The organism is Maridesulfovibrio zosterae DSM 11974 (assembly GCF_000425265.1).
Lineage (GTDB): Bacteria > Desulfobacterota > Desulfovibrionia > Desulfovibrionales > Desulfovibrionaceae > Maridesulfovibrio > Maridesulfovibrio zosterae.
The window spans coordinates 149,954-175,117 of the sequence record NZ_AUDC01000012.1 but is presented as its reverse complement, the minus strand read 5'-3'; the positions used below and the strand labels follow the sequence as shown (position 1 = coordinate 175,117).

General features: G+C 41.4%; 26 protein-coding genes and 1 pseudogene. 13 read left to right on the top strand and 14 right to left on the bottom strand.

The features are described 5' to 3' along the window. Positions 1–1,428 (bottom strand): sulfite exporter TauE/SafE family protein, encoded by a 1,428-nt coding sequence (locus H589_RS0107725; protein ID WP_027721491.1) that lies wholly within the window; start codon positions 1,426–1,428, stop codon positions 1–3. A gap of 226 nt (positions 1,429–1,654) precedes the next feature. Here H589_RS0107725 and H589_RS21235 point away from each other — a divergent pair. Together H589_RS21235 and H589_RS0107720 are read left to right on the top strand one after the other, a co-directional pair. Beyond that, positions 1,655–2,161: pseudogene (locus H589_RS21235) on the top strand (ATP-binding cassette domain-containing protein); the annotation flags it as partial. After that, complete coding sequence (locus H589_RS0107720) at positions 2,141–3,145, top strand: ATP-binding cassette domain-containing protein (RefSeq protein WP_425411454.1); 1,005 nt, start codon at positions 2,141–2,143, stop codon at positions 3,143–3,145. The pseudogene H589_RS21235 and the gene H589_RS0107720, both read left to right, overlap by 21 nt. Positions 3,146–3,175: 30 nt before the next feature. Here H589_RS0107720 and H589_RS0107715 read toward each other — a convergent pair whose 3' ends face one another. After that, the gene (locus H589_RS0107715; RefSeq protein WP_027721489.1) at positions 3,176–3,442 is read right to left on the bottom strand and encodes a hypothetical protein; all 267 of its coding nucleotides are present in this window, start codon (positions 3,440–3,442) and stop codon (positions 3,176–3,178) included. A 14-nt stretch (positions 3,443–3,456) separates the two neighbouring features. Beyond that, positions 3,457–4,272, bottom strand: coding sequence for a 3'(2'),5'-bisphosphate nucleotidase CysQ (gene cysQ / locus H589_RS0107710; RefSeq protein WP_245577069.1), 816 nt, complete (start codon positions 4,270–4,272; stop codon positions 3,457–3,459). 223 nt (positions 4,273–4,495) lie between these two features. Between cysQ and H589_RS0107705 the strand changes: the two genes are divergently transcribed. The 3 genes from H589_RS0107705 (at position 4,496) to H589_RS0107695 (ending at position 7,374) form a co-directional block, all read left to right on the top strand. After that, positions 4,496–5,341, top strand: a complete 846-nt coding sequence (locus H589_RS0107705) for a HesA/MoeB/ThiF family protein (RefSeq protein ID WP_027721487.1) — start codon at positions 4,496–4,498, stop codon at positions 5,339–5,341. Between the two features lie 518 nt (positions 5,342–5,859). Further along, complete coding sequence (locus H589_RS0107700) at positions 5,860–6,084, top strand: hypothetical protein (RefSeq protein WP_027721486.1); 225 nt, start codon at positions 5,860–5,862, stop codon at positions 6,082–6,084. 108 nt (positions 6,085–6,192) lie between these two features. After that, entirely contained in the window at positions 6,193–7,374 is a 1,182-nt protein-coding gene (locus tag H589_RS0107695; RefSeq protein WP_027721485.1) for a PP2C family protein-serine/threonine phosphatase, read from the top strand. On the opposite strand, the gene H589_RS19390 is transcribed toward H589_RS0107695, so the two are convergent. From H589_RS19390 to flgB, 8 genes are all read right to left on the bottom strand, one after another. Next, the gene (locus tag H589_RS19390; RefSeq protein WP_051249669.1) at positions 7,364–8,239 is read right to left on the bottom strand and encodes a transporter substrate-binding domain-containing protein; all 876 of its coding nucleotides are present in this window, start codon (positions 8,237–8,239) and stop codon (positions 7,364–7,366) included. The genes H589_RS0107695 and H589_RS19390 overlap by 11 nt on opposite strands. Positions 8,240–8,460: 221 nt before the next feature. Beyond that, a complete protein-coding gene (locus H589_RS0107685; protein WP_027721484.1) occupies positions 8,461–9,774 on the bottom strand; it encodes a FliI/YscN family ATPase in 1,314 nt (437 codons plus the stop codon). Between the two features lie 3 nt (positions 9,775–9,777). After that, a complete protein-coding gene (locus H589_RS0107680) occupies positions 9,778–10,515 on the bottom strand; it encodes a FliH/SctL family protein (protein ID WP_027721483.1) in 738 nt (245 codons plus the stop codon). Next, positions 10,502–11,503, bottom strand: a complete 1,002-nt coding sequence (gene fliG / locus H589_RS0107675; protein WP_027721482.1) for a flagellar motor switch protein FliG — start codon at positions 11,501–11,503, stop codon at positions 10,502–10,504. The genes H589_RS0107680 and fliG overlap by 14 nt, the downstream gene beginning before the upstream one ends. A gap of 1 nt (position 11,504) precedes the next feature. Continuing rightward, positions 11,505–13,106, bottom strand: a complete 1,602-nt coding sequence (gene fliF / locus H589_RS0107670) for a flagellar basal-body MS-ring/collar protein FliF (RefSeq protein ID WP_027721481.1) — start codon at positions 13,104–13,106, stop codon at positions 11,505–11,507. Between the two features lie 344 nt (positions 13,107–13,450). Continuing rightward, positions 13,451–13,777 (bottom strand): flagellar hook-basal body complex protein FliE, encoded by a 327-nt coding sequence (gene fliE / locus H589_RS0107665; protein WP_027721480.1) that lies wholly within the window; start codon positions 13,775–13,777, stop codon positions 13,451–13,453. 52 nt (positions 13,778–13,829) lie between these two features. Next, complete coding sequence (flgC, locus tag H589_RS0107660; protein ID WP_027721479.1) at positions 13,830–14,270, bottom strand: flagellar basal body rod protein FlgC; 441 nt, start codon at positions 14,268–14,270, stop codon at positions 13,830–13,832. Continuing rightward, a complete protein-coding gene (gene flgB / locus H589_RS0107655; RefSeq protein ID WP_027721478.1) occupies positions 14,270–14,680 on the bottom strand; it encodes a flagellar basal body rod protein FlgB in 411 nt (136 codons plus the stop codon). Before flgB ends, flgC begins: the two co-directional genes overlap by 1 nt. 316 nt (positions 14,681–14,996) lie before the next feature. Between flgB and H589_RS0107650 the strand changes: the two genes are divergently transcribed. The 5 genes from H589_RS0107650 to H589_RS0107630 all read left to right on the top strand — a co-directional run bounded on the left by H589_RS0107650 (position 14,997) and on the right by H589_RS0107630 (position 18,692). Continuing rightward, positions 14,997–15,551 (top strand): tetratricopeptide repeat protein, encoded by a 555-nt coding sequence (locus tag H589_RS0107650; RefSeq protein ID WP_211225334.1) that lies wholly within the window; start codon positions 14,997–14,999, stop codon positions 15,549–15,551. Positions 15,552–15,720: 169 nt separating this feature from the next. Beyond that, on the top strand, positions 15,721–16,320 hold the full coding sequence (locus H589_RS0107645; RefSeq protein WP_027721476.1) for an IMP cyclohydrolase: 600 nt from the start codon (positions 15,721–15,723) through the stop codon (positions 16,318–16,320). A gap of 116 nt (positions 16,321–16,436) precedes the next feature. Next, a complete protein-coding gene (gene hflX, locus H589_RS19385) occupies positions 16,437–18,050 on the top strand; it encodes a GTPase HflX (RefSeq protein ID WP_035075592.1) in 1,614 nt (537 codons plus the stop codon). A gap of 169 nt (positions 18,051–18,219) precedes the next feature. After that, on the top strand, positions 18,220–18,438 hold the full coding sequence (infA, locus tag H589_RS0107635) for a translation initiation factor IF-1 (RefSeq protein ID WP_027721475.1): 219 nt from the start codon (positions 18,220–18,222) through the stop codon (positions 18,436–18,438). Between the two features lie 44 nt (positions 18,439–18,482). Further along, positions 18,483–18,692, top strand: a complete 210-nt coding sequence (locus H589_RS0107630) for a cold-shock protein (protein WP_027721474.1) — start codon at positions 18,483–18,485, stop codon at positions 18,690–18,692. Between the two features lie 186 nt (positions 18,693–18,878). Here the strand turns inward: H589_RS0107630 and H589_RS0107625 are convergent, their stop codons facing one another. Both H589_RS0107625 and H589_RS0107620 read right to left on the bottom strand, forming a co-directional pair. After that, a complete protein-coding gene (locus tag H589_RS0107625) occupies positions 18,879–19,205 on the bottom strand; it encodes a hypothetical protein (protein ID WP_027721473.1) in 327 nt (108 codons plus the stop codon). Between the two features lie 146 nt (positions 19,206–19,351). Continuing rightward, entirely contained in the window at positions 19,352–20,302 is a 951-nt protein-coding gene (locus H589_RS0107620; protein ID WP_027721472.1) for a chemotaxis protein, read from the bottom strand. Positions 20,303–20,478: 176 nt separating this feature from the next. Between H589_RS0107620 and H589_RS0107615 the strand changes: the two genes are divergently transcribed. The 3 genes from H589_RS0107615 to hypE all read left to right on the top strand — a co-directional run bounded on the left by H589_RS0107615 (position 20,479) and on the right by hypE (position 23,234). Beyond that, positions 20,479–20,844: a response regulator gene (locus H589_RS0107615; RefSeq protein ID WP_027721471.1), complete on the top strand. Its 366-nt coding sequence runs from the start codon at positions 20,479–20,481 to the stop codon at positions 20,842–20,844. Positions 20,845–21,130: 286 nt separating this feature from the next. Then, entirely contained in the window at positions 21,131–22,225 is a 1,095-nt protein-coding gene (hypD, locus tag H589_RS0107610; RefSeq protein ID WP_027721470.1) for a hydrogenase formation protein HypD, read from the top strand. A gap of 1 nt (position 22,226) precedes the next feature. Continuing rightward, positions 22,227–23,234: a hydrogenase expression/formation protein HypE gene (gene hypE / locus H589_RS0107605; RefSeq protein ID WP_027721469.1), complete on the top strand. Its 1,008-nt coding sequence runs from the start codon at positions 22,227–22,229 to the stop codon at positions 23,232–23,234. A gap of 172 nt (positions 23,235–23,406) precedes the next feature. Here hypE and H589_RS0107600 read toward each other — a convergent pair whose 3' ends face one another. Then, on the bottom strand, positions 23,407–25,101 hold the full coding sequence (locus tag H589_RS0107600) for a chloride channel protein (protein WP_245577068.1): 1,695 nt from the start codon (positions 25,099–25,101) through the stop codon (positions 23,407–23,409). Positions 25,102–25,164 lie beyond the last annotated feature (63 nt).

Sequence of the window (25,164 nt, the reverse complement as noted above, 5' to 3'; positions counted from 1 at the left end):
TTATTCCTTTTTTTCCGGAGGATTGAGTGACCCTATCAGGCTGTTGAAAAAAGAGAATAGCATCCATCCGCTGAAAATCAGTGCTCCTATAAGCAGGATATACATAGCACTTTGATCTAAGGTGGCGGTAAGACTGGATGATATCCCAGCACCTGATTTTCTGAGTAATCCGGGAAGTGCAAGCATTCGGTTGATTATGACCGAGATCAGCAGCAGGACAATGAGTCCCTTTGTGCGGTATGGCTGGATATGTTTTAAAGCTTTTCCGCCCATGTGCAATCCAGTAGTGGTTCCGAATATTAATCCTGCAATACAATATATGTTTACAAAACCGTTCAGACCGTATGTTCCCATAGTCAGTATACCTGATGACAGAGCCAGTCTTGCCAGATCCGTTCCTGCTACAAGTGCTGCCACACATCCAAATCCTTTTGTCAAAACGGTAAAACTAAGAATTACCCCCCCTGAGCCAGTCAGAGCCATGAAGAATCCACCTGCAAGCGAGAGCAGTACGGCAGGTATTACCGGAATCCGTTCATATTTATTTTCTTTTTCCAGTTTTAAATCTGACTGATCTTCTCGCCTCATTTCTTCTCGGCTAAGATCATCTGATTCTTCACTAATTGTTCCTGGGAATTTAATATACGGAGGAAATTTCATAGTGCGAATCGAGCGTGCTATTTCCCAAGGTTTTTCATCTGGATATAATTCATCCTCAAATTGTGGTTCATTTTTAATTTCATGCTGTTGTGGAGTTTCAGATTGATCAGATTCAGTCTTCTCAGTTTCAGCTTTATCATCATCGTGTTCAGTTTTGCTGGAATCGGTCTGGACGGCAGTATCCCGTTCATTTTTACTCTGTTCTTCTTTAAGTATCTTGATAGCATATTCATGGGCTGCATCACGAAATTCAGGGACAATTATGAAAGAGTAAACTAAAAGCCACAGAATGATCATAGCTGATATGAAAACATCACTTCCTGCAGGGTCGGAGAAAAAGACAGCTTTACTGACTGAATACCCTGCGTAACCTCCTAACGTTGTGCCAATGGTCAGGTATACGGCCATAAGATAATTAATACGTTTGTTGAATCCCATACGCACTGATTGAATAGTGCTGAATATGAAAAGGCGGAATATTTCAGATCCAATAGCATATATGCCGGATATTCCGGCAGTCATGAGCGCAGGAACGACAATCAGTCCGCCTCCGGCACCAATAGCTGAGCTTAAAAGTCCGGCTACAAGTCCTATGGCTGAGGAAAGCCAAAAGCCCGGTCCTCCATGCGGCAATATATATGGATTATTAACATTACCGATAATATTCGGTACCTTAAATGCTGGAGCAGCAAAAATCAGAGTGGGGGTCAGCAGAATTAATACTGCGTAAAATAGAATGGAAAAGTGGCGTGCGGAAATATTTTTCATTTGATTCCATGCCTGATTAATTAATTATTTTATTTAGATATAAGAACAAAAAGAATTTTTATCAACCGTATATGGAATAAACGATTATAAACAATAAAATTCAATTTAAGACAGATATGAAATAAGCTTACTTGCACTCGCTGTTCTTAAGTAGTAGAAGTTTTAACCCTGATGATAATATGGTTTAGAATACATAAGTTTCAGTGTCTTACGAAGTGGAGTTGGTATGAATAGTAAATTGGTTTCCATGAAAGATGTTTCACTCACTCTTGATCGCGGTCCGGTACTTGAAAAGATTGACTGGGATATCCGTGACGGAGAACATTGGGCTGTACTTGGGCCAAATGGTGCAGGAAAAACAACTCTGATGATGATTTTGGCTGGCGAGGTCTGGCCGGATGATGATTTGAAACGGGAATATTATGTTGAGGGTGAGAAAACCTGCAGTCCTCTTGAACCCCTTGAACGTTACCGTATGATTTCACCTGAACATCAGGATATATTTCTTAAACTCGCATGGGATGTAACCGGTGAGGAGGTTGTTCTTGCCGGAAAAGACAACACTCCTTTTCTCTACAGGTTGGCAGACGAGGATGAATACGAAAAAGTACGTGATTTGATGCAGTCTCTGGGGATGCTTGATTTAGCCAAACGTAGCATGGTGTCCATGTCACGTGGTGAGGGACGTAAAATTTTGATTGCCAGGGCTCTTATGGCTGAGCCGGAAATGCTCATTTTAGATGAATTTCTTGAAGGGATTGATCAGCAGTCACGTGCCCAGCTTATTCAGGCAATTGACGCCGCAGCTAAATCCGGAACGACTGTTGTCTGCTCGGCGCACCGTAAAGAGGAACTGCCTTCCTGCGTCAATAAAACTTTATATATTCGTGACGGGAAAATAGACCACTGTGAGGATGGGCATGGAAAAGGAATTTCATGCACGCTCAGTTCTATGCAGCATAAGACTCCTCCGGCTGTTAATAAAGCTGATGCCGGAAAACTTTTATTTGGCCTTGTAGATTCGAGTGTGGTTTTTCTAGGGAAGACAGTTCTGCATAATATTGACTGGGAGATGAAGGGTGGAGAGAACTGGGCTGTATTAGGTTGTAACGGAGCAGGAAAATCAACACTGCTTCGTCTTCTTTATGGTGATGCCGCTGCTTATGCTGCTGAAGAAAGTATGAAGCGTCTTCCTGAAAAAGGTGATAATCTGCGTGCTGTCCGAGGGCGCATGGGCATGGTTTCTGCTTCCATGCAGGCTTCGTTCGGAGAAGCGGTAGGTAAACCTATTCCTATTTTTGATTTGGTTATTTCCGGATTTTTCTCTTCAGTAGGTTTATTTGATGAAATCAATGATGAGATGCGTGAAAAAACATGGGAGTGGCTCAGATTCTTTGGAATAGAGGATCTTGCTGAACGGCCTATGGAGCAAGCCTCATATGGACAGCTTCGCAAGGCTTTTATTGCCAGAGCACTGATAGCCGGGCCGGACGTATTACTTCTTGATGAGCCTATGGCTGGTGTGGATGAAGAATCACGCAAAGAAATTTATGCTCTTCTCGAGCTTTTGGCTGCTGCAGGTGTTTCAATGGTTTATGTTACTCATCATCGTGAAGAACTTATTCCCTCAATTTCTCATGTTCTTGAACTGACTGACGGACGGGTGTCTTTCCGGGGAAGTAAAGAAGATTACTTTTCATTAAAAAATAGAAAATAAATTATGAGGAGCTGTACAGCTCCTCTTTGTTTATTTTTTTATCCAACCTTTTCCAGCCATGCATCTTTCGAAAGCTTTTGATTCATTTGTCTGCTCTTTTTGCTGCGAATCATATGTTTTGAGGAATTGCAAGTCGTTGCGCGGTTCAGAATTTGTAACTTTTTTGGAACGATCACGGCATGCCTGACGGTCTGTTTTGAAACGTTCGTTGCGGTTAACAGATACATCAAGACTGGGATTGTAGTATGAAGTACAACCCACAAGAAGAAGAAAAATTGTAAGAATTAAATAACGCATATGAATTCCTTTTTTCAAGCTTTAACTATAAAACCTTTATTTCGTAAGTTCTCTTTATTGTATGGGAACTCAGATCCATCTAAAGAAGTCATAGTCCCTCCTGCAGCCTCAACAATTGCCTGACCTGCAGCTGTATCCCACTCCATAGTCGGATTAAATCTCGGATAAAGATGGGCTTTACCTTCTGCAACCTGACAAAATTTTAGAGCACTTCCGGCAGGGGACAATTTCGCCACATTAAGTTTGTCCAGATACTCTGCAAGATCAGGTGAAGGGTGAGATCGACTGCCAACAACGATAAGTCCTTCTCCTTCAGATGGAGGTCTCGTACGTATTTGCTGGGGGGAAGATCCGGATAGGCTAACGTATGCCCCTGACTCGGCACAGCCTGTATAAAGTGTATCTTGTGTTGGTGCGTAGACAACTCCGAGAACAGGTCTATTCTTGCGCATCAGGGCAATACATACGCAGAATTCACCGTTATCTTTGATGAACTCTTTTGTTCCGTCCAATGGGTCCACGAGAAAGAATTCTGTCCACTTACTGCGGTCTGTGTAGCTGATCTTCGTTCCTTCTTCCGAAAGAATAGGGATATCCGGATACATTTGCGCAAGCTGATATGAAATCACTTCATTTGAAGCAATGTCAGCTTCCGTAACAGGTGATTTATCTGCTTTGTTTACTACTTCGAATCCTTTGTTTCTTACTTTCATTATAGCTGCGCCCGCACTGCGCGCCACTATAGAAAGATTTTTTATCATGTTCTGCATGATGAAGGATTTATCAGACCTTCGGTTGTGTGTCACCATCAGCAGTCTAATTAATAACATAATTTAGACTTGCTCGTGCAGCTGGATTTACTACATTAATTAATGCCAATGTGTATTAGAGTTATTTTAACCTGAGTATTTTATAAACAATTGGTTTTCGTTATTCAAAGCTTGCGGTATGCTGAATCTGCAATATCGTATTTTTGAAAGAAGTATAGATTGCATCAGTTTTTAATTAAGTAGCGATATTATTAAAAATTCTCTCATAACAGGTGGTTGAATTGTGCGTATTGAAAATAAAATCCGCGACATGTTAAGCTGTAAGCTGGTTGAGAAAGATTTCTCTGAAAGTGGGATAGTAAAGATTGCCCCACATGAAGTGTCACTAAACATTGCCAGTGAATTGGGACTCGACATTAATTGTGTAGAGAGAGTTATTTTTACGCAAGGAGCAGTCCCTGAAAGATATGTGCGAAATTTGATAACTTTCAGTGCAAAAGAACAGACGTCTCTTTTTTTTTCTAAGGCCGCTGTTATAGGGCTTGGTGGATTGGGAGGACATTTGCTGGAATCCATTGCCCGTGCCGGAGTTGGTACTATAAAAGCTTGTGACGGAGATTCCTTTGAACCCTCCAATTTAAATAGACAACTGCTTGCAACTGAAAATTCACTTAACATTAAAAAAATTGACGCTGCTTTTGAACTTGTCAGAAGTATTAATCCAGCAGTATTTCTTGATGTACGTGATGAGTATCTTACAGGGGATAAATTTTATGATTTTGTTTCTGGTGCTGATATAGTGATCGACTGTCTTGGTGGTCTTGAACATCGCGGGCAACTTAAAGATGCTGCAGCTAAGGCGGGAATTCCTATGGTGACAGCGTCAGTCGCAGGATGGACTGGTATCGTATCCACTGTATATCCGGGTGATGTTTCACCGTCAGATTTTTTTGGTGATGTTAATGGGCTTGAAGAGTTTCTTGGCACTCCTTCGCCTGCTATAACTACTGCTGTGGGAATACAAAGTTCAGAAGTTTTGAAAATACTCAGTGGTAAAGGTGCAGAGCTCACTGGAAAAGCTCTTATGTTTGACTTATCAAAGATGTACTTTGACTTGATAGTTCTTTAGACCGTATAAAAGAATACGGTGAATCTTTTTCATTTCACTGATTACAATTTAAATATGATTTTAAACCGAGTTCTATTTTTTAGAACTCGGTTTTTTTATTTATGAATTATTATAGTTACTATTCTTGATAAATATATAAAATATTATTGTTCAATATAATTTAAAAAAACAATACTGTTGGATGTTGTTTGAATGTTATATGTGAGAAAAAACATCTATAATTAATTAATTGCTATTATATTATATTTATTAAAACTTATAACATTAACTATATATATATTGTAGATGAAAAATACATTTAATTCTTTGAAATATGGTATGTACTATTTTCATATGAAAGTAATATTTATGTTATTTGTTTTTATGTAAAACTTTTAAAAATATAAAAATGATTATATGTTAGCAAATAGGTGAATCTATTGAAAAAAATGCATAAAACGCTAGACAAAATAGTCTTTCATATATAGCTTTTTGCTCATTAACAGCCTTTGTAGTGATTAAATTAAATAGGAGTTTATATGAATAAAAGTATAGAAGATGTTGTTTATGAGCTTAATAACATAACTGCTTCATTGGATTTTCTCAGTAATTCATTAGAGTGTCATGATTTAGAAGGTCGTGAGATTAATGCGGGGGGCATGGCTTATCTGCTAAAGGGGCTCTGCTCAAATTCTGCCTGTGTAGCAGAATTGTGTTGGGAAATTAGGCATGATTCACGGTTAAGAAAGGATAGAGATGAATAATAGTCAAATATATTATACTACAGAAATTTAATATTTTGTGTTAGGCTGGCACCACATATCAGGTTAAGGTATTCTGATATATTTTATAGATACGTTTGGAGGCTGCCTGTGAATGAAGAATCGAGTGTGAAACTCGGAGGTGAAATCCCCAAAGTGCTTGTGGTAGATGATTCTGCAACTATGAGGAATTTCTTGATCCGTGTTCTTGAAGATGATTTTGATGTTGTTACAGCCTCTGATGGAGTTGAGTGCATTGACAGATATAAAGATGTAAAACCCAGCGTGATTCTACTCGACCTCATGATGCCTGTGATGGACGGATTTGATGTGATTGAAGAAATTCGTAATCGTATTTGTGATCAAGAGGTTATTATTATTGTCCTTACCGGGCAGGATGAGCAGGAAATTAAAGCTAAAGCTCTTAACAGCGGGGCAAATGATTATCTTACAAAACCATTTCATGTCGTTGAGTTGAAAGCACGAGTCGGGGTTGCTGTCAGACAGGTCTTGCTGACCAGACAGTTGCAGGCAGCCAACTCCAGTTTGCAGAGAGCTTATAATATTATTGATGATGAAGTCCGGCTGGTTGCCAGACTTCAGGATAAACTGTTACCCACCGTAGTTCCAATCATTGACGGGCTTGATATTAAAAGTCTTTATCGCCCTTCAGGAAGAGCAAGCGGTGATTATTTTGACGTATTCAGTATTGATGAAGGTGTAGTCAGAGTTGTTATGGCTGATGTCTCAGGGCATGGACCTCAGGCAGCCTTTATTATGGCTATCGTCCGTACTTTATTTAAAGCTGATGGTGCTGAGAAAAGTCCTCTTGATCACAGTATGGAGCTGGTCAATACGCATCTGCTGGACTTGATTGGAAAGGACAGTTATTTTGTAACTCTTTTTGCTGCTGATATAGATTTTAACAAAGGTGAAATGAGGTATTTAAGCGCGGGGCATTGTCCGGCAATTGTTATGCTGGATGGTGAAATGATAGAGCCTCTCGTCGCTATGGTTCCACCTTTGGGTTTTTTTCCTATTGATTGTGGTCTATTAGAATGCCGTTTTTCAACTTCTTTGCGTTTGTTTTTGTTTACTGACGGGTGTTATGAATGGCGTATGGGAAGTGATTTCTTCAGTCTCGATCCGTTCATGGAAATTATCAAAGAGCGTTTGGAAAGTAATAGTCTAAATCTTGATTCTATTGAGGATCTTTTGGAAGATAAAACAGGCGTACGTCCCGAATTTGATGATGATGTTACAGCTCTGTTATTAAACTGGACTAAGGTTTAAATATATTCAAAATTTTACACTTTGAGATTAATGGCATAATCCTCTGCCGCTGCATAAATGCGAATATTAAAATAGTAAGAAAAGTTAGAATAATAACTGTTGTGATATGCCAATATCTTTCGTCAGGAAGGGGCATCCATTTTTTTATAATTTCCTGCCGACGTGATTTAGGAATGGCCGTCATAAAGTAATTGATGCGACCAAGTAGTTTTTGGTTTTGGTGGTGGACAGCCGGATATAATTCCCGCGAATATAAAATTTTCTGGCATTTGAACTTATCATTGATTTTAAATTTTTTAAGCTGATACATTGCCACGGGGTAATCAGCGACAAACATTTTTATTCTTCCTTCAGCAGCAGTTTTGAATAATTCTTTTGCTGAGTCGAAAAGCATGAGTGCTGTGAAAGGAAAGTTCGTTTCCATATAAATTTTAGAGTATCCACCCTTGATAACTCCGCAAATAGTATTTTGCATATCCAGTTTGCTTAATCCATCATTCTGATTATCAGTAAACAAAGCCCCTCTCATTGAGAATAAGCAGTTACCGAAGATTAATTGCTCAGCTCTATCTGGAGAGTAAAATAGTCCTCCATTAATAGTATCAGGATTCCGTCCAGTCATGCTCATTGCTTCTTTCCAATTTGTGAGCTCAAAGCTCACGTCACTTCCTGATTTTTTGGACCATTCTTTCCAGAGATCAATGAGAATACCGTCAGCATTTCCTTCTTCATTGATAAAAGAGAGTGGGGGCATGGATGCAGAGTGGATAATTTTTAGTGGAGAAGCAAATACCACAGGCGCACTGGCAGAAATTATTATCATTTCAAATAGAAGAAATAAGAATATTTTTATATATCTGCCCATTTAATTACCAATTGTGCCTTGCATTCATGTTTATTTTTCGACCCAGAAGTCTTCTAATGTATATTATGGATATGTGTAAACAGAGTGTTAGACCAGAAAAATATTACTGGCAATAAAACAGATGGTGTTTTTGACTTATTATAAAAGATGATTTGATTTTGCAGTACATGCTTTTAGAATATTATCAGGTCTGAGCGTAACCGATCATACCGTCTAAAAAATCAGTTTGTCCCTGCAAGCTTAATTAGTAATTGAATGCTTTCGTCCAGAGTTTTTTTGTCCTCAACTAATTGTTGCAGGAATCCGTTGATTGCCGGCTGTATCTTAATTGCTGCATCAATGACTGGATTGGCACCTGACTGGTATGCACCAATATTGACCATATCTTCAACTTTTCGAAATGTAGCCATCTGTCCAGTCACTTTACGTCCGGCTGCGACAACCTCGCTCGGAATAATATCACTGCGAACCCTGCTGACACTTTTCAGTACATCAATACAGGGATAGTGTCCCTGGTCGGCAAGATCGCGTGTCAGTACTATATGACCATCAAGAATAGAACGGACAGCATCGGCAATAGGTTCAGTAAAATCATCACCATCGACAAGAACAGTATAAATCCCGGTGATTGATCCATTTTGGTTTTTGCCTGCCCGCTCCAGCAATTTGGGTAACTGCGCAAAAACTGATGGAGTATATCCGCCACGTGTCGGAGGTTCTCCTGCAGCAAGACCTACTTCACGTCCAGCCATTGCAAAACGGGTAACTGAGTCCATCATGAGCAGAACGTCTTTATTCAGATCACGGAAATATTCAGCGATAGCTGTCGCTGTATATGCTGCCCGCATACGGATAAGAGGGCTTTTGTCTGAAGTTGCAATAACCAGTATAGAACGGGCAAGTCCTTCAGGACCAAGGTCTCGTTCAATAAATTCTACTACTTCACGTCCACGTTCGCCAACAAGGGCGATAACGTTAATATCCGCCACTGTATAGCGGGCCATCATGGAAAGTAATGTCGATTTTCCGACTCCTGATCCGGCCATGATTCCCATACGCTGTCCTTTTCCCAGCGTAAGCAGACTGTTGATGGCTTTTACACCTACATCCAGTGGTTCGTTGATACGAGGACGTTCAAGAGGGTTGGGGGGATCACGATGAAGGGGATTATAGCTGTCGGGAATAATGGGCCCTTTGCCGTCAATTGGTTGACCGAAAGCATCTACTGCGCGGCCCAGCATATTCATCCCTACCGGGACTTTCGGAGGGGCACTTGAGTTCATGATCAAACTACCCTGACTTATGCCATGCAGTTCGCCATAGGGCATGAAAAGGCATGACCCATCTTTGAATCCGACAACTTCGGCAGCAATAGTTGAGTCAGAATCTTCTGGTATGAGATGGCATACAGAACCCAGAGGAGCTCTAATTCCCTTACCTTCAGCAATAAGTCCTACAACTTTGCTTACCTTGCCATAGCTTCGGCACGGATTAATAGATGACAAAAGTTCTGTGCAGTCTTTCATGCCTGCCATGATTTATTCCTCAACTGTTGCTGTCAACTGTGCAAGAATTTCCTGCACTCCTTCCCAGCGGGAAGTAATGGTGTTGTTGATCATAGCATCTTCAGCTTCAACAATAACTCCTCCATTATCTATGGAAGGATCGGGTTTAATGCGCCATTTAGCTAAATCCGGATATTCGGTTTGTGCCTGTTCAAGCAGTGGGCCGATTATTTCTGAATCAGCAGGTGAAATTTTAATTACCAATTGAGTCAGAGAATCTATATGTGAGAGAGATTCATCCAGCAGGGCAGCAAGAATTTCCCTCCTGCTGCTTTCCATTTCTACTGCTAGGGTTTTTTCAATAACCATAAGAACAAGTGATATTGCATCAGCTGACTGGCTTAAAATGATATTACGGGCATTATCCTGTATATTTCCCAGAGTCTGGGCAATATTTTGACTGAACGCTATCATATGCTGTTCAGCTTCTGCCTTGGCTTGATTCTGGCCTTCTGCGTAACCAGCAGCCTGAGCTTCAGCCTTAATGGATTCAGCCTCAGCTATTGCTTTTGCAATAATCTTTTTAGCCATGTCCTGAGCTTTTATTTTGACTCTTTCAAAGTATTCTTTGTCAGTATCATCGTTCCAGGTCGGCTTTTTTTTGCCTTCCATTTCCTGAAGAGTCATTTCCTGGGAGTTGTTGTTTGAATCAAGACCCATGATGACTCTACCAGTGTAGAACTTGTTATCTTCAGCTTTAGACAAAGACATCTCCTGAACCTCTGCTGATCATAATCCGGCCCTCGTCTTCGAGTCTACGGATATTTTTAACAATATTCTGCTGTGATGATTCCACATCGGAAAGTTTCACAGGTCCCATAATTTCGAGGTCTTCACGAATCATATTAGATGCACGCTCGGACATATTCTTGAAAAACAATTCCTGCAGATCATCAGATGCACCTTTGAGGGCTGTAGTAAGCTCTTCATTGGATACTTCTTTGAGGAGTTCCCTGATTGCGCGGTCATCAAGCCCTTTGATGTCTTCGAAGACAAACATGAGGTTTCTGATTTCTTCTGCCATCTGGGTGGATTCTTCTTCAATCTCTGAAAGAACTTCTTCTTCGGTAGAGCGGTCCACTGCGTTGAGAATTTCTGCAACAGCCGGAACACCGCCAACTTTTTTACCTTCTTTACCGCCCATGGCAATGAGCTGACTCTGCAGCACCCGGTCAACTTCCATGAGCATTTCTTCCGCTACTGCTTCCAGCTTAGCCAGTCGCATAAGCACTTCAGCTCTTACTCCTCCCGGCAGGTTGGATATCAGGTCTGCTGCCTGATCAGGGTGTAGATGACCTATAATCAGTGCAAGAGTCTGAGGATGTTCATTTCTTAATATCTGAGCAAGAATCTTAGGGCTGACATTCTGAAGTTCCTGAAATGGGGCAGGTCCGCTTTCCAGATCAAGTTTGTCCAAAATGTATTTTGCGGTTTCTTCGTCAAGAGATTTGCTAAGCAGTCTTTTGACTTGATCAGCACCGCCCATAAGAAGTTCTGCCCCGTATGCCAGAGTTTCATTAAACTCTTTCAGTACTTCAAGAACCTGTTCCTTGGGGACTGAATCCATCTCAAGCATAGCTCTGGATACGTCAGCAATTTCCTTTCGGCTCATGCGTTTGAAAGACTCAGCCGTAAACTTATCTCCGAGGGCGAGAAGTACAATGGCTGTTTTTTGATTACCGGTGAACGGCGTTGACAATTTAAGCTGCCTCCTGCTTCAGCCAGGTCTTCAGTACCTGCACTGCCTGATCCATATTCTTTTCTGAAAGTTGCAGAGCCTGAGCCTTAGCGTTCTCAAGTCTACGTGCCGTATCAAGAGCCTCTTCGTCAAGGTCACTGTCATCAATTGCGAGTCTTTCTCCACCTTCAGGCAGTCCTGCAACCTCATCGATATCCTCTTCAGCAACACGGGGTTTGATGAGAGCCATTACAACCGGGCGTACTACAAGGATCAGGAAGAGGAATATCAGCAGGCCGTTAAGGAAAGGTTTTCCCAGTCTCTGAGCGTATTCCAGCATGGTGCGCATGAGACCTTCGTCTCCGAATATGTCCTGCATACCGAAAGTCATATTGGAAACTTCGAGTGTATCACCGCGGACATCATCATATCCTACAGCGTTTCTTACCAGTTCCCTGATGCGCTGCATCTCTTCTTCAGAGCGGGGGATATAGGTCATTTCTCCTGTTTCAGCATTCTTTTCATATGTGCCGTCAACTACAACCGCAACACTGAGTCGTTTCAGTTCACCTACAGGAACAATAATCTGCTGCTCTTCTTTGTTGATTTCGTAGTTGGTGGTACGTGTTTCACGAGTTGAATCCTGAGTAGTCGCTGTTCCGGTAAAACCATCGCCACGGAAGTTTGCTTCAGGTACGCCGCCGTCAACATTTGCTGTGCCGCGAGTGTTTTCTTCACTGGTCTGTTCTGAGCGTGCAACCTGACCGTCAGGGTCATATGCTTCTTTTTTAATCGTGCGCTGTCTGAAATCTAGATCTGCATTGACCTTAGCGATAACCTTGTCCGGTCCGACTATGGGCATAAGCAGGCGCTGGATGCGCTGTTCTATTTTGGCTTCAAGACCGCTTTTGTAGTCTAGCTGACTATTGCTGATATTGATACCCATGGAATCATCTTCAGGCTGGTAAAGGACCTGCCCGCGCATATCTGTAATAGTCACTGTCGATGGTTTGAGACCTTCTACTGACATGACAACCAGATTCAGAATTCCTTTAATCTGCTTATCTTCAAGTTTTTCACCATCTTTAAGTTTGAGGACTACAGATGCTGTCGGTTCAGCCTGTTCTTCAATGAAAAGTGATTTGGCAGGGAGCACCAGATGTACTCTTGCTCTTTCTATCTGGGGAAATTCGCTGATGGTTCTTGCAAGTTCTCCCTGCAATGCCCGCTGGTAGTTGATGCGCTGGATAAAGTCTGTCTGTCCAATCTGGACCTGGTCAAATATCTCATAACCGATGCCCTGTCCGTGAAGAGCTCCTTCACCGGCAATTTTCAGACGCAGTTCATAAACTCTGTCTGCTGGAACCAGAATGGTAGAGCCGTTATCCTGAATTTTATATGGCTCTTTGGTAGACTGAAGGATGCCCACGACGCGGGAAGCGTCTTCTGAGTATAATTTTGTATAAAGAACACGGTATTCCGTTTGGTTAAGCCAGAAAACCATGAGGATAAACGCGATAACTACAGTAGCTGCGAGGCCTCCGATCATTATTCTCTGGGCAGCAGTACGGTCGGTCCAGAAATTTTGAAACTTACTCAGATATTCAGCGATAAAATTGGGCATAATTAAACTCCTGACGATTTTTCAAGGAGAAATGCAATATGTGGCCCAATGTTATAAGTCTTAATTATATTAGTATCTTATGAGTGAGTTTTAATTCGTATTTGATGTGCTGTGAAGGGAGATGACAATAAAATGTCTATGAAAAAGTTAGAAAATTCCGGCTGGTAACAAGTAATCTTTCTGCTGCTGGGATAATTAAAATTATCCCAGCAGCAGAAAGATTACTACAGATTATACCTGAAATTTGACACTGATCCTGTGAAGGCTGCTTTTATCAAAGCACGTAAGCTACTATACCAAGGAGATGTGTTACGTGCCTATGGCTAATACTATATGTATCAATCCTAGAAAGGCATTTTCAGCATTTCCTGATAAGCGGTCATCACTTTAGAGCGCACTGTGCTGGTCATGGTCATGGCAATATTGGCTTTTTGCATGGATATCATCAATTCATGAACATTCTGATTTTTACCTGATGCAAAGTCTGCAATCATGGATTTTTTTTCAGTTTCCATGTCATTAACTGTTTTGAGTGAGCTTGTCAGAGTCTCTGAAAATGAATTGCCTTGAGGCTTATTCATCTCCATCGTCTTGTCAAACTTCTTCTCAAAATTCTTCTGGGTCTGAAGAGCGTTTGTGTATGCCTGCATTGCTACGTTCTTGATTGCCATTTTATATCTCCTTGGTGTCGGTCAGTTCTTCGTTGTCAAATTTCAGTCAAATTTAAGTCATACCGATTCTAAGGGCACGGTTGAACATGTTTTTAGCTGAATCAACAGCCTGTGCGTTAGCTTCGTATGATTTACTGATGGTGATCATGTTAACCATTTCTTCGACAATGTTGATGTCCGGGTATTTGACAATCCCTTTACTATCTGCATCCGGATGGTTGGGCTCATACACTTCTTTAAATGGCCGTGTATCAGAAACGATTCCGCGAACAGTTACGCCTCGAAGCATTTTGTTTTGTTCCTGATTCATAACGGAATCAAAAGGTGAGAGCAGGGGGCTGGACTCCATGGCAACACTTTTACGGCGGTATGGCCCGCCATCTTCAGTGCGTGTTGTTCTGGAGTTCGCCATGTTCATCGACACGACGTTCAGGTACTCGCGCTGTGCTTTGAGTCCTGACGCTCCGATTTCAAGTGCTGTCATGAAGTTCATTATCTTGCTCCGCTCTGGATGACTTTATTCATGCCTTCAAAGCTTTTTGAAATAACCTGAGTCAGCGCATTGTATTGCAGTGTGTTTTTAGCCATGGTTACCATTTCCTTGTCCATGTCTACTGCGTTTTCCCCGTGGACAACTCTGGGTTCAAAGTTGGAGAGAAATTTTCCGTTAAAGGTTCCGGCATTAAATGCCGTCGGAATATGCATTTTGCTGGTTTTGGTCATGTTACCTTGAGCATCAAGACCAAGAGCTTTTTGCAGCTCGCCTTCAAATTCGATCTTTTTTTCCTTATAACCCGGTGTGTTGATATTCGCGATATTGGAGGCGACAAGATTCTGACGTTGTAATCTCAGGTCCAGTACCTTACCAGTTAACCCGACGTAACCTTCGAACATTCCTTTCATTTATATATCCTCCTGCAAAAATTTCCTGGTGCTGTTTAGCTCAGGAAAAGTGAATGTAAAACTAAGTGACTGTGTATAAGCAAAAGTTGTTCCATCGTTTGTATGTGTTTGTTATATAAAGTTATTTATACTGGAAGAAATGTATGAAAGTAGTGCTGTGTCGGAAAATAGTCAGTGTAAAAGTTTCTATTGTTATAATGTAGTACTAGGTAAAAAAGATTTTGGCACATAGGTTGCATTGTTTGTTGCAGACCAATATCGGTCGAAAATAATGCCGCCAAATATGAATCAGCGGTAAAATTTCCGGAGGGGAATTATGAGTCATCTAGATTATGAAATTAACAAGGAACTCGGTGAGTGTTATCTGTTCATGGGCGAACTGGATAAGGCTGAAGATTATTACAAGAAGGCAGCAGGGTCCAACGGGGTTCATCCTGATCCTTATATAGGTCTCGCAACTATTGCCGTTCAGCGTGGTGAATATGATTCCGCTATGCAGCTTTATCAAAAAGCTCATGCAGTAGAGGTCAACGATAAGAGCTTCGCTGGAATGGGGCTTATTCAGATGGAAACATCACGGCAGGAAGAGGCTTTTGACAACTTTTCTGAAGCTCTCAGGATTAACGCAAGTAATATGGTTGCTCTTTTTGGAATTATCAGAATAGGGCACGAGGCTGAAAGAGTTGCTGAAGCAGCTCCTTTTCTCGAAAAGTTTCTTGAAATAGATCCTGCGAAGCATGAAGTACGTTATTCCCTTGCAGGTCTTTATATCTGCATGGATAAAAAAGATGAAGCTGTTCAGCAGCTTGAAATGATCCTTGAAATGGATCCCGCAAATGCTGCGGCAAAGGAACTTCTTGAGCAGATTTAGCTCATAAGGCTCCATTATATAAAGCCGATCCCCTCCCGGTTGGTCCCGTCCTCGATAAGTGTTAATCGAGGACGGGGACCGACTACAGGGAAAAGCTATATACAGATGCTTGCTTTTGGTGCGTAAATCCGGCACAACTCCACAAAAAACTGTTTTTGGGAGATGTCTAATGGATATGTTGCCTATTAAGCGCGGAGTTCTCAGTGTAACTGATAAATCCGGTCTTGCTGAATTTGCGTCTGAATTGGTCGGCTTCGGTGTTGAACTTATCAGCACTGGTGGTACAAGAAAAATGCTTCTTGATGCAGGACTTGAAGTCAAGTCTGTAAGTGATGTTACCGGTTTTCCTGAAATTATGGGCGGCCGTGTCAAAACTTTGCATCCTAGTGTGCATGGCGGTATTCTTGCGGATAAAGACAATCCTGAACACTTATCGACTCTTGACGAGCATGGTATCAAGACGATCGATATGGTTTGTGTAAACCTGTACAATTTTGCCAAAGCTGTAAGTGAAGGGCAGGATCTTAGGAACGCTGTTGAGCAGATCGACATCGGTGGTCCTACAATGCTGCGTGCTTCAGCCAAAAATTTTCATTCTGTTCTGGTTGTACCGAGTCCGGTACATTATCCCCGCATTCTTGACGATATGAAAAAGAATGATGGTAAGGTTTCTTTGTCTCTTAGAAAAGATCTTGCTGCGGAGACTTTTGCACTTGTTTCAGAATACGATGCGATGATTGCCAAATATTTGGCAGATCATGATGCTTAGATAGTTTAAATGGGACGTCTGTTTTATGACGTCTCATTTTTTTTAATTTAAAACATCCCTTGTGGGTAAAGGAAGATTCAGCCATAGCTCTTAAAGCAAAAGGGAACACTCAGGGTCTGAAGCCCAGTGAACTCAAAAGAATCAACCGCTTGGCAGATCGCCGTTACAGCGATCCATGTGGTTTTTCAAATGAACAGGCTCGTGAGCTTTCATTTTTGAGCCATGAAATTGGCCGCCAGATAGGTTTGCTGATCAATCGTCAGGGTAAACCTGAAATGATTCTGGTGGGTGATCCCTCCTCTATCTATATTCCGGAACTCCCCAGAGCTCGTCAGTCCGAAGGGCGTCTTAGAGGATTGCGTCTTCTGCACACCCATATTGCCGGCGATAATCTGTCTGAAGAAGACCTTATGGATATGGTTTTTCTGCGACTGGACAGTGTCACGGTTATGGCATCTGATTCTCACGGAGAGCCTGATTTTGTTCAGTACGCATATCTTCTTCCTCCTGGCTCCAGTGAAAAAGCATATGAACAATTGCCTCCCTCGCGGTGGGATCGTGCAGATATTGATCTCCCTGCTCAGATTAAAGCTCTTGAAGACGAATTTCGCAGGGCAGATCGTACACGCGATACTACCGATAAACGAGAGCGTGCAATTGTAGTCAGTGTTTCTACCGATCCAAAATCAATTCAGGAACGTTCCCTTGATGAGCTTGAAGATTTGGCAGATACTGCCGGACTTAAAGTTGAAGGGCGCTTAGTTCAGCGCATCAAAAAACTTAATCCTAAATTTATTATGGGTAAGGGTAAGCTGGCAGAGCTTGAAGTTCTCGCTTTGCAGGCTGATGCTGAAGTGGTTCTTTTTGATCAGGAACTTTCTGCCGCGCAGATGCGCAACCTTGCCAAACTTACTGAACGCAAAATTCTCGACCGTACTCAGCTTATTCTTGATATTTTTGCTCAGCATGCCACTACCCGTGCAGGAAAACTGCAGGTGGAAATGGCACAGTTGAAATATACAATGCCCCGTCTGGTCGGTAAAAATAGAGCCATGTCCAGATTGATGGGTGGTATTGGCGGTCGTGGCCCAGGTGAAACAAAACTTGAAATTGATCGTCGTCGTATTACTGATAAGCTGACTAAATTAGGGAATGAACTGAAAAAAATTAGTAAACAGCGTGGATTTACCAGAGAACGTCGTGCCCGCGCAGGGGTTCCCGTAGTCTCATTAGTCGGTTACACTAATGCCGGCAAATCAACTTTGCTGAATACTTTGACAAACAGTATTGTTCTTGCTGAAGACAAACTCTTTGCAACCCTTGATCCAACAAGCAGACGTATCCGTTTTCCTATGGATAAAGAACTTATTTTGACCGATACTGTTGGATTTATTCGCCAGCTTCCCAAGGAACTTAAAGAAGCTTTTAGAGCAACTCTTGAAGAACTTGAAGCTGCTGATGTTCTGCTCCATGTGTGCGATTCTTCTCACCCGGAAGTTGATGAACAGATTGAAGCTGTAGAAAAAATTATTACTGATATGGATTTAGGTGAAGTTTCCAGTATACTTGTGCTTAATAAATGGGATCAGCTTAACGATGAGCAGCGCGAACTCATGCAGAACAGCTATCCACATGGAATTCCTGCAAGTGCTCTTGATCGTAGATCTCTTAATAATCTTGTCGAAAAAATAATGGAAGCTTTAGAAAAAGTTGGTGCATCTCCGCGTTAAAACGATTTTAATTTTATTACTCATCAGCTTCTTTGTTTTTTCTTTTAAATTTTATTGCTGTTTCGGCGTTTGTGTATTGCTAGAAAGAGCGTATGATTGTAAATCAAATTCACACTGTATTTCAGCGAATGTGTTTAAAGTTAATTGCTGTTTGTAGACGGAGGATGTTATGGCTAAAGAAGAAGCCATTGAGGTTGAAGGCATTGTGCAGGAAGCACTGCCTAATGCTATGTTCCGTGTGGAGCTTGAAAACGGGCATGTTGTTCTTGGGCATATTTCAGGAAAGATGCGTAAATTTTATATACGTATTTTGCCTGGTGATAAAGTTAAGATAGAACTTTCTCCTTATGATTTGACTAGAGGGCGAATTACTTTCCGTACGAAATAACAGCTCCAAGCTGTATTTAATTTATGATCCAGTGATGAGGTTTTATGAGTTCAAAAGGAATAGTCAGCTGGTTCAATGATATTAAAGGATTCGGGTTCATCACAGATGAAAGCGGAAAGGATATTTATGTCCATTATTCAGAAGTTGTCAGAGAAGGGTTTAAAACTCTGAATGTGGGGGAAAAAGTAGTTTTCGAAGTTATAGATCAGGAGATTGCACCTAAAGCTATTTCAGTCAGAATTATTAATTATTAACTATCTTCAACTGTTGAAGAAGTCTAAGAATAGTTTAGAGTTCGTTTAATTATATATTTCTTTAAAATGGGTAGAAACCGAAATTTGATTATCGGTTCTACCCATTTCGTGTTTTGATTACTTAAAAATTTTTTATAGAATAATTTTTGACGTGTTACGTTATACAATTTTCTACAGAGACCAGGGTTATCTTTGACCAGCTTCATTTTTGGTAGGTTCTAATACTGCATCAATGTTTATAGCTCTTGAAGATAGCTTACCGTTATTAATTTCGTGCCTTGTAAGTGCCCAGTCTATATGATCAATATAATCTATTTTTGCCCACCCTGTTTCTGGTAAACGTTTGAGCAGTTCTTCAAGAAAATCATCAATATCGATAAAATGTCCCTCGTAATCAACATTGAGGACATTGTCTTTGAAGACAACTTTATTAAAGGGCAGACTATGTTTAATTTCTTCAAAATCCTGCTGCGTCAGACCTTGAACATCACCATATACTCTCACATCTTCCATGTGTAGAATCTCCAATTTAAGATTGAATTTTTAGATATACCGTATTTCGGGAGTATAAAGATATGGCCTAGTTTTAATCTAGGCAAGAAAAAAAGGTCGGCATAATTTTTTATGCCGACCTTATGTGCTTTTAAATCCAGTTGGTGTTAGCTGGTTTTACGGGCTTCAATCAATTTGATTGCTTTTTCCGGGATGAGATTTAGATCAGGCTTGGATACCTGTTCATCAGCACCTACCGAATCTCCTTTATGCTTAAGTTCTTTAGTAATTATGGATGAATAAAGGATAACTGGAATATTCTTAAGCTGGTCATCTTCTCTAATCCATTTTGTCAGGCTGAATCCATCCATGAGCGGCATTTCAATATCTGAAATGACGACCTCTACATAATCGGAGATGGGGCGATTTTCCTGCTTGGCGGCAAGTTTTACCTGTTTTAGAGCATTTTGCATTTCTTCACCGTTGTGCAAAATTGTGTGCCGGAAATTTGCCTTACTAAGACTTTTTTCAAGCATGGCCCTAATTGTAGGTGAATCATCACAAGCCAGGGCAGCATATGCTTCTGAAGCAATTGCAGTTGGATTATCAAAGTCTCCGCCTAGGGTCGGGTCCAGATCTGCTAGTATTGATTCAAGATCCAGAAGCTGTATAAATCTGTCTTCTTTCTCGACTATACCGACAATGCAGCTGTCATCAAAGCTACTCATGAATTTGTCCGGCGATAAAACCTGTTGCCAGCCCACCCTGTGTATTTCTGTAACTCCGCTGACTTGGAAACCAGAAATTGTTTGACTGAATTCCGTGACTATTACAATGTCATATTTATTGTTTTTGCGTTCCAGACCAAGCCATACCGCGAGATCAAGTACTGGAAGAATATGGTTGCGAAGCGGAATAGTTCCCAAGAAACACGGATGCGCAGCTGATTCCGGGTGTTCGAGCTGCGGGCTTTCAATGACCTGCATTACTTTAGCAACGTTAACACCGAAATGACATCTTTCTTCCGGTCCTGATTCAGTTTTTGGAAGATCAATATAAAATTCGAGTATTTCAAGTTCATTAGTACCGGTTTCAAGCAGAATATCAGTTTTTGCCATGACAGCAGCTCCTGAATATTTATTTTTAAAGTGTTAACCTAAACCTTATTTTGCTATATTACTATAATCAATTTTGCAGGTCTATAAAATTTCAATTTGTGTATAAACTAAGTATTGGCTTTACAATTTTGATTTGTTGATGTTTATTATATGTAATGAAATGAAAAGAGGATGTTATGCATAAAATATTAATCGCCGAAGATGATAAGATTTCTCAAAAGCTTGCAGCCAGGTTTGTTGAAAATCTTGGGCATATTCCATTTGTTAGTCCTCATGGTAAACATGCATATGAAGCGTTAAAAGCTGAAAATAATTTTGATGTCTTAATTACTGATATCATGATGCCTGAAATGGATGGAAGGCAGCTTGTTCAGACTTTAAGAGGTGATTCACAGTTCACTGATATGCCTATTGTAATTATGTCAGCAGTTGTAGGAATTTCTGATATTTCAAATTTATTGGCGCTTGGTGCAACTTATTTTTTGCCGAAACCAATAGATAAAGCTGAATTTGACGAGGTTATAAGACGTTGTCTTAAGTAGTTTGAAATTTTTTATTTGTGTTTTTTTATTTTAAGACTCAGCATTTGTGCAGAGTCTTTTTTTTTGCTTTGAAATTATTGTGATCTCCAGGGTTGTTACCGGGCGTAATTGGGTATAATGAAAACAAAAGCTGTTTAAAATATAGAAATATTTTACTTGGATGCATACCTATGTGTCTGATGCTGGGGGCGCAAATATTTGTGGGAAAGGCTTTCGGGCTAGGGTATTTAGCGCTGAAGATTTAGAGGTATGATAAGTACCGTAAACGAATAATTGGGGGTGCGGTTTGTCGCTTAAGATTTTAGAAAAATTTAAGGACCCTGAACTGTGCAAAGAACTTTTAAAAAGATTGCAGGCTGAACTGGATGGGGAAATCCGGTTTATGGAAGTTTGCGGAACTCATACCGTAGCGATTTTTCGCAGCGGACTCCATTCTGTCTTACCTAAAGAAGTTGTTCATTTAAGCGGTCCCGGTTGTCCTGTTTGCGTAACTCACGAATCGGAAGTTAATGCTTTTCTTGAATTAGCAGGTAAAGAGAACGTAATTATTGCAACTTTTGGTGATCTTATTAAAGTTCCCGGAGATAAAGGGCATTGTCTTAAAAATGCTCAGGCAGATGGGGCCAGGGTTGAAATTATTTATTCCCCATTTGATTCTCTTGAGCTGGCTCGCAGGAATCCGGACTGTACCGTGGTTTTTCTCGGGGTAGGATTTGAAACTACGGCACCGACCATAGCTGCAACTGTTTTGATGGCCAAGCAGGAAGGACTCAAAAATTTTAAGGTGCTGTCCTTTCATAAATTGGTACCGCCTGCACTGGATGTTCTTATTTCCGATCCTGAGACCAGAATTGACGGTTTTATACTGCCCGGACATGTTTCGACTGTTATTGGAATTCACCCCTACGATTTCATCGGTGCGAAATATGGTAAACCTGCTGTTGTCACCGGTTTTGATCCCGTAGATATTCTGCAGGCTTTACTGCACATGGTCCGTTCGTCTAAAGAGGAAAAACCAGAACCTATCAACCAGTACCTTAGAGCTGTTTCTGAAGACGGCAATCCTAAAGCTGTCGAGGTTATGTATCAGGTCTTTGAGACAGCTGATGCTCTCTGGCGAGGTATAGGCCTGATTCCTGACAGTGGGCTAGAGTTTCGAGAAGAATTTTCTGAGTATGATGCAAAGAAAGTTTTTGATTTAGATATCGGCGAGTGTCCGCCACTCCCCGGATGCAAATGCGGAGATGTTCTTAAGGGCAAAATGAATCCTGAAGAATGTCCACTTTTTGGTAAAGCATGTACTCCGGCAAAGCCAGTCGGTCCATGTATGGTTTCCACTGAAGGCAGTTGCGCCGCTTACTTCAAATATAAAGTAGATTAATATGTCATCAGATAAAGTTTTACTTGATTATGGTTCAGGTGGACGGGCTTCTCAACGTCTTATTTCAGAACTCTTTGTTAAATATTTTGCTAATCCCGAATTGGAAAGGCTTAACGATGCAGCCTCTTTAAAGCTGAAGGGTAATATCTCTATGAGTACAGACAGCTTTACTGTCGACCCTATTTTCTTTCCAGGTGGTAATATAGGATCGCTGGCTGTGCATGGTACAGTTAATGATGTGGCTATGTTGGGGGCAATTCCAAAGTACTTGACCTGTGCTTACATAATCGAAGAAGGTCTGCCCATGGATGATCTTGAAACGATCGTTAAATCCATGGGTGAGGCCTGTAAAGAAGCCGGGGTCAATATCGTAACAGGTGATACCAAGGTTGTTCCTAAAGGAATGGTTGATAAGATTTTTATCAACACCACAGGGGTGGGTGAAATTATTGCTGATCCTGGACCAAGTGGTGATCGTGCCACTGTCGGAGATGCTGTTCTTGTAAGTGGAACAATGGGTGATCACGGCCTGACCATTCTTGGCACTCGTGAAGGATTATCCCTTGAGTCAAATGTGCAGAGCGACAGCGCATCCCTTAATCATCTGCTGATCAAGCTGGTGCAGGAAATTCCCGATGTTCATGTGTTGCGTGATCCAACCAGAGGTGGACTGGCTACAACTCTTAATGAAATTACAGTGTCGTCAAATGTGTGCTGTGAACTTGATGAGTCAAGCATTCCGGTTAAACCGGAAGTTGCCGGAGGTTGTTCTTTTCTGGGACTTGATCCGCTTTATCTTGCAAATGAAGGAAAGTTTTTGTGTATCCTGCCTCAGGAATACGCTGAAAAGGCTCTTGAAATTATGCGGGCTGATAAACTTGGCCACGATGCATGTCAGGTGGGTACAATCACTGATGCAAATCCAGGGAAAGTTATTCTGGTAACTCCTCTTGGAGGTAGAAGATTGCTGAATATGCTTGAAGGTGAACAACTTCCGCGTATTTGTTAGTAATCAGATTTCCTTATGAATAAAAAGCCCTTCTTGATTAATCAAGAAGGGCTTTTCTTATGACTTGAAAGTAGGGTTGCGCGGTAACATGGATAGGCAACAAATAATGAATAGTGCCGGTTGGTAAATAGTTGCAGTTTGCAGCTGCTCAGTGAAAAATAAAAACGTTGTTTTAAATTGAAGCAGACAGAATACGGTTTTTGTATCGTTTTTGGTGAAATATTTTGAATGCATCTGCTGACTTAATTATTCCGACAATCTTGGTTTCTGCATCAATTACCGGAGCAAATGAAACACCGGTTCTTTCAAACAGCATAAGTGCTTCTTTTAAATTTGAATCAAGTTTGATTGATACTACGGTTCTGACCATTAGTGAATCAACCACGGCAGGATGAATCTCTGGTTCATGTTTGTCGCGTAGATAATGCCGCATATCCCGCAGAGTAAGCACCCCGACTACATGGTTATCTTCATCAAGCACCGGGAAATGCGGAAATGGAGAGTTGATAACCATTTCTGAAGCTTTGTTAAGGCTGTCGGTTGTGCGAAGGAAATCGTATTCTGTTTCAATTACTTCAGTTATTGGGACATTGACTAACACTGATTCATCATGACCGCGAAGAATATTGACTCCCTGACGCAGAAGTTTGGCTTCGTATACAGAATATCCATTCAGCATTCTGACAACTAGCGAACTGGTTATGCAGCCCACCATCATCGGCAGAATTATTTTATATGAATAAGTCAGCTCAAAAACTGTAAGTACCGCCGTGATGGGAGCAAGGGTGGTGCCTGCAACAACAGTTCCCATGCCTACAAGCGCATATTGGCTGTGAGTCAGGGCCAGTTCAGGGAAAAACATATTTATAGCCGAGCTTACAGAAACTCCCAGAGCTGCCCCAAGTACGAGCGAAGGGGCGAAGATACCACCACTCATGCCGGAACCGATACACAACGCTGTGGCGACCATTTTCGCCGCTAAAAGTATAATTGCAAGATCTAATGGCAAAACACCTGTCAGCCCCATGTTAACGGCCTCATAACCAACACCCAGTACTCCTGGGATTTTGAGGGCCATGATGCCTAGCAGGAGTCCACCAATTCCTGGTTTAATCCATTCCTTCACCGGAATTTTATTAAATATATTTTCAGATATTTTTATCATTTGAACAAATGCCAGCGAAACAAGACCCGCGAGAATTCCAAGAATGAAAAAAATGATCAGCTCCTTAAAGTTGCTGAACATGAATTTAGGAGCATCAAAGGTTGGGAAATCTCCCCAGAAAAATTTTGAAAGGGCGGATGCAGTAACTGAGGATACGATAATATGGCTGACATAGGACATTTCAGTATCCAGCAGTAAAATTTCGATTGCGAAAAGAGTTCCGGTCAACGGAGCATTAAAAGTTGCGGATATTCCGGCAGCAGCTCCGGCAGCAACACAGACTGGCAGCATGGATTTGTCCAGCCTGAACAGGCGAGCAGCTGATGATCCCAGAGATGCTCCTATTTGCACAACTGGACCTTCGCGACCAACTGAAGCTCCGCAGCCTATGAGCAGACTGCTGACCAGAGCTTTAAGGAATGTAATGCGATGCCTGATGATACCACCACGAACGGCAATAGCTTTAATAACCTCAGGAACTCCCGGGCCTTTTGCCTCCGGCGCCCATCTGGTGATGATCACTCCGGCGATAAGGCCACCGACGCATGGCAGAAGAAGAACCAGCCACTGTGGAGATTTTGCAACACTGTCCAGAAAATTATTTCCACTCAACCAGAATGCATCTTGGAAAAATTCAATCAGCCAGCGGAAGAAAAATGCACCTAAAGCGGCAGCAATTCCGATTGTTATGGAAATAGCCATAAGTAAAACGTATTGAACCCTCGGATTTACCGAGGGTTCAATACGTTTATTTTCATGTGTAGT

What these genes read in the sequence shown, in the direction of transcription:
- H589_RS0107725 (WP_027721491.1), bottom strand. Translation starts at nt 1,428, where the DNA reads ATGAAAAATATTTCCGCACGCCACTTTTCCATTCTATTTTACGCAGTA.
- H589_RS0107720 (WP_425411454.1), top strand. Translation starts at nt 2,141, where the DNA reads ATGGCTGAGCCGGAAATGCTCATTTTAGATGAATTTCTTGAAGGGATT.
- H589_RS0107715 (WP_027721489.1), bottom strand. Translation starts at nt 3,442, where the DNA reads ATGCGTTATTTAATTCTTACAATTTTTCTTCTTCTTGTGGGTTGTACT.
- cysQ (WP_245577069.1), bottom strand. Translation starts at nt 4,272, where the DNA reads ATGTTATTAATTAGACTGCTGATGGTGACACACAACCGAAGGTCTGAT.
- H589_RS0107700 (WP_027721486.1), top strand. Translation starts at nt 5,860, where the DNA reads ATGAATAAAAGTATAGAAGATGTTGTTTATGAGCTTAATAACATAACT.
- H589_RS19390 (WP_051249669.1), bottom strand. Translation starts at nt 8,239, where the DNA reads ATGGGCAGATATATAAAAATATTCTTATTTCTTCTATTTGAAATGATA.
- H589_RS0107685 (WP_027721484.1), bottom strand. Translation starts at nt 9,774, where the DNA reads ATGGCAGGCATGAAAGACTGCACAGAACTTTTGTCATCTATTAATCCG.
- H589_RS0107680 (WP_027721483.1), bottom strand. Translation starts at nt 10,515, where the DNA reads ATGTCTTTGTCTAAAGCTGAAGATAACAAGTTCTACACTGGTAGAGTC.
- fliF (WP_027721481.1), bottom strand. Translation starts at nt 13,106, where the DNA reads ATGCCCAATTTTATCGCTGAATATCTGAGTAAGTTTCAAAATTTCTGG.
- fliE (WP_027721480.1), bottom strand. Translation starts at nt 13,777, where the DNA reads ATGGCAATCAAGAACGTAGCAATGCAGGCATACACAAACGCTCTTCAG.
- flgC (WP_027721479.1), bottom strand. Translation starts at nt 14,270, where the DNA reads ATGAACTTCATGACAGCACTTGAAATCGGAGCGTCAGGACTCAAAGCA.
- flgB (WP_027721478.1), bottom strand. Translation starts at nt 14,680, where the DNA reads ATGAAAGGAATGTTCGAAGGTTACGTCGGGTTAACTGGTAAGGTACTG.
- H589_RS0107650 (WP_211225334.1), top strand. Translation starts at nt 14,997, where the DNA reads ATGAGTCATCTAGATTATGAAATTAACAAGGAACTCGGTGAGTGTTAT.
- H589_RS0107645 (WP_027721476.1), top strand. Translation starts at nt 15,721, where the DNA reads ATGGATATGTTGCCTATTAAGCGCGGAGTTCTCAGTGTAACTGATAAA.
- infA (WP_027721475.1), top strand. Translation starts at nt 18,220, where the DNA reads ATGGCTAAAGAAGAAGCCATTGAGGTTGAAGGCATTGTGCAGGAAGCA.
- H589_RS0107630 (WP_027721474.1), top strand. Translation starts at nt 18,483, where the DNA reads ATGAGTTCAAAAGGAATAGTCAGCTGGTTCAATGATATTAAAGGATTC.
- H589_RS0107625 (WP_027721473.1), bottom strand. Translation starts at nt 19,205, where the DNA reads ATGGAAGATGTGAGAGTATATGGTGATGTTCAAGGTCTGACGCAGCAG.
- H589_RS0107620 (WP_027721472.1), bottom strand. Translation starts at nt 20,302, where the DNA reads ATGGCAAAAACTGATATTCTGCTTGAAACCGGTACTAATGAACTTGAA.
- H589_RS0107615 (WP_027721471.1), top strand. Translation starts at nt 20,479, where the DNA reads ATGCATAAAATATTAATCGCCGAAGATGATAAGATTTCTCAAAAGCTT.
- hypE (WP_027721469.1), top strand. Translation starts at nt 22,227, where the DNA reads ATGTCATCAGATAAAGTTTTACTTGATTATGGTTCAGGTGGACGGGCT.
- H589_RS0107600 (WP_245577068.1), bottom strand. Translation starts at nt 25,101, where the DNA reads ATGGCTATTTCCATAACAATCGGAATTGCTGCCGCTTTAGGTGCATTT.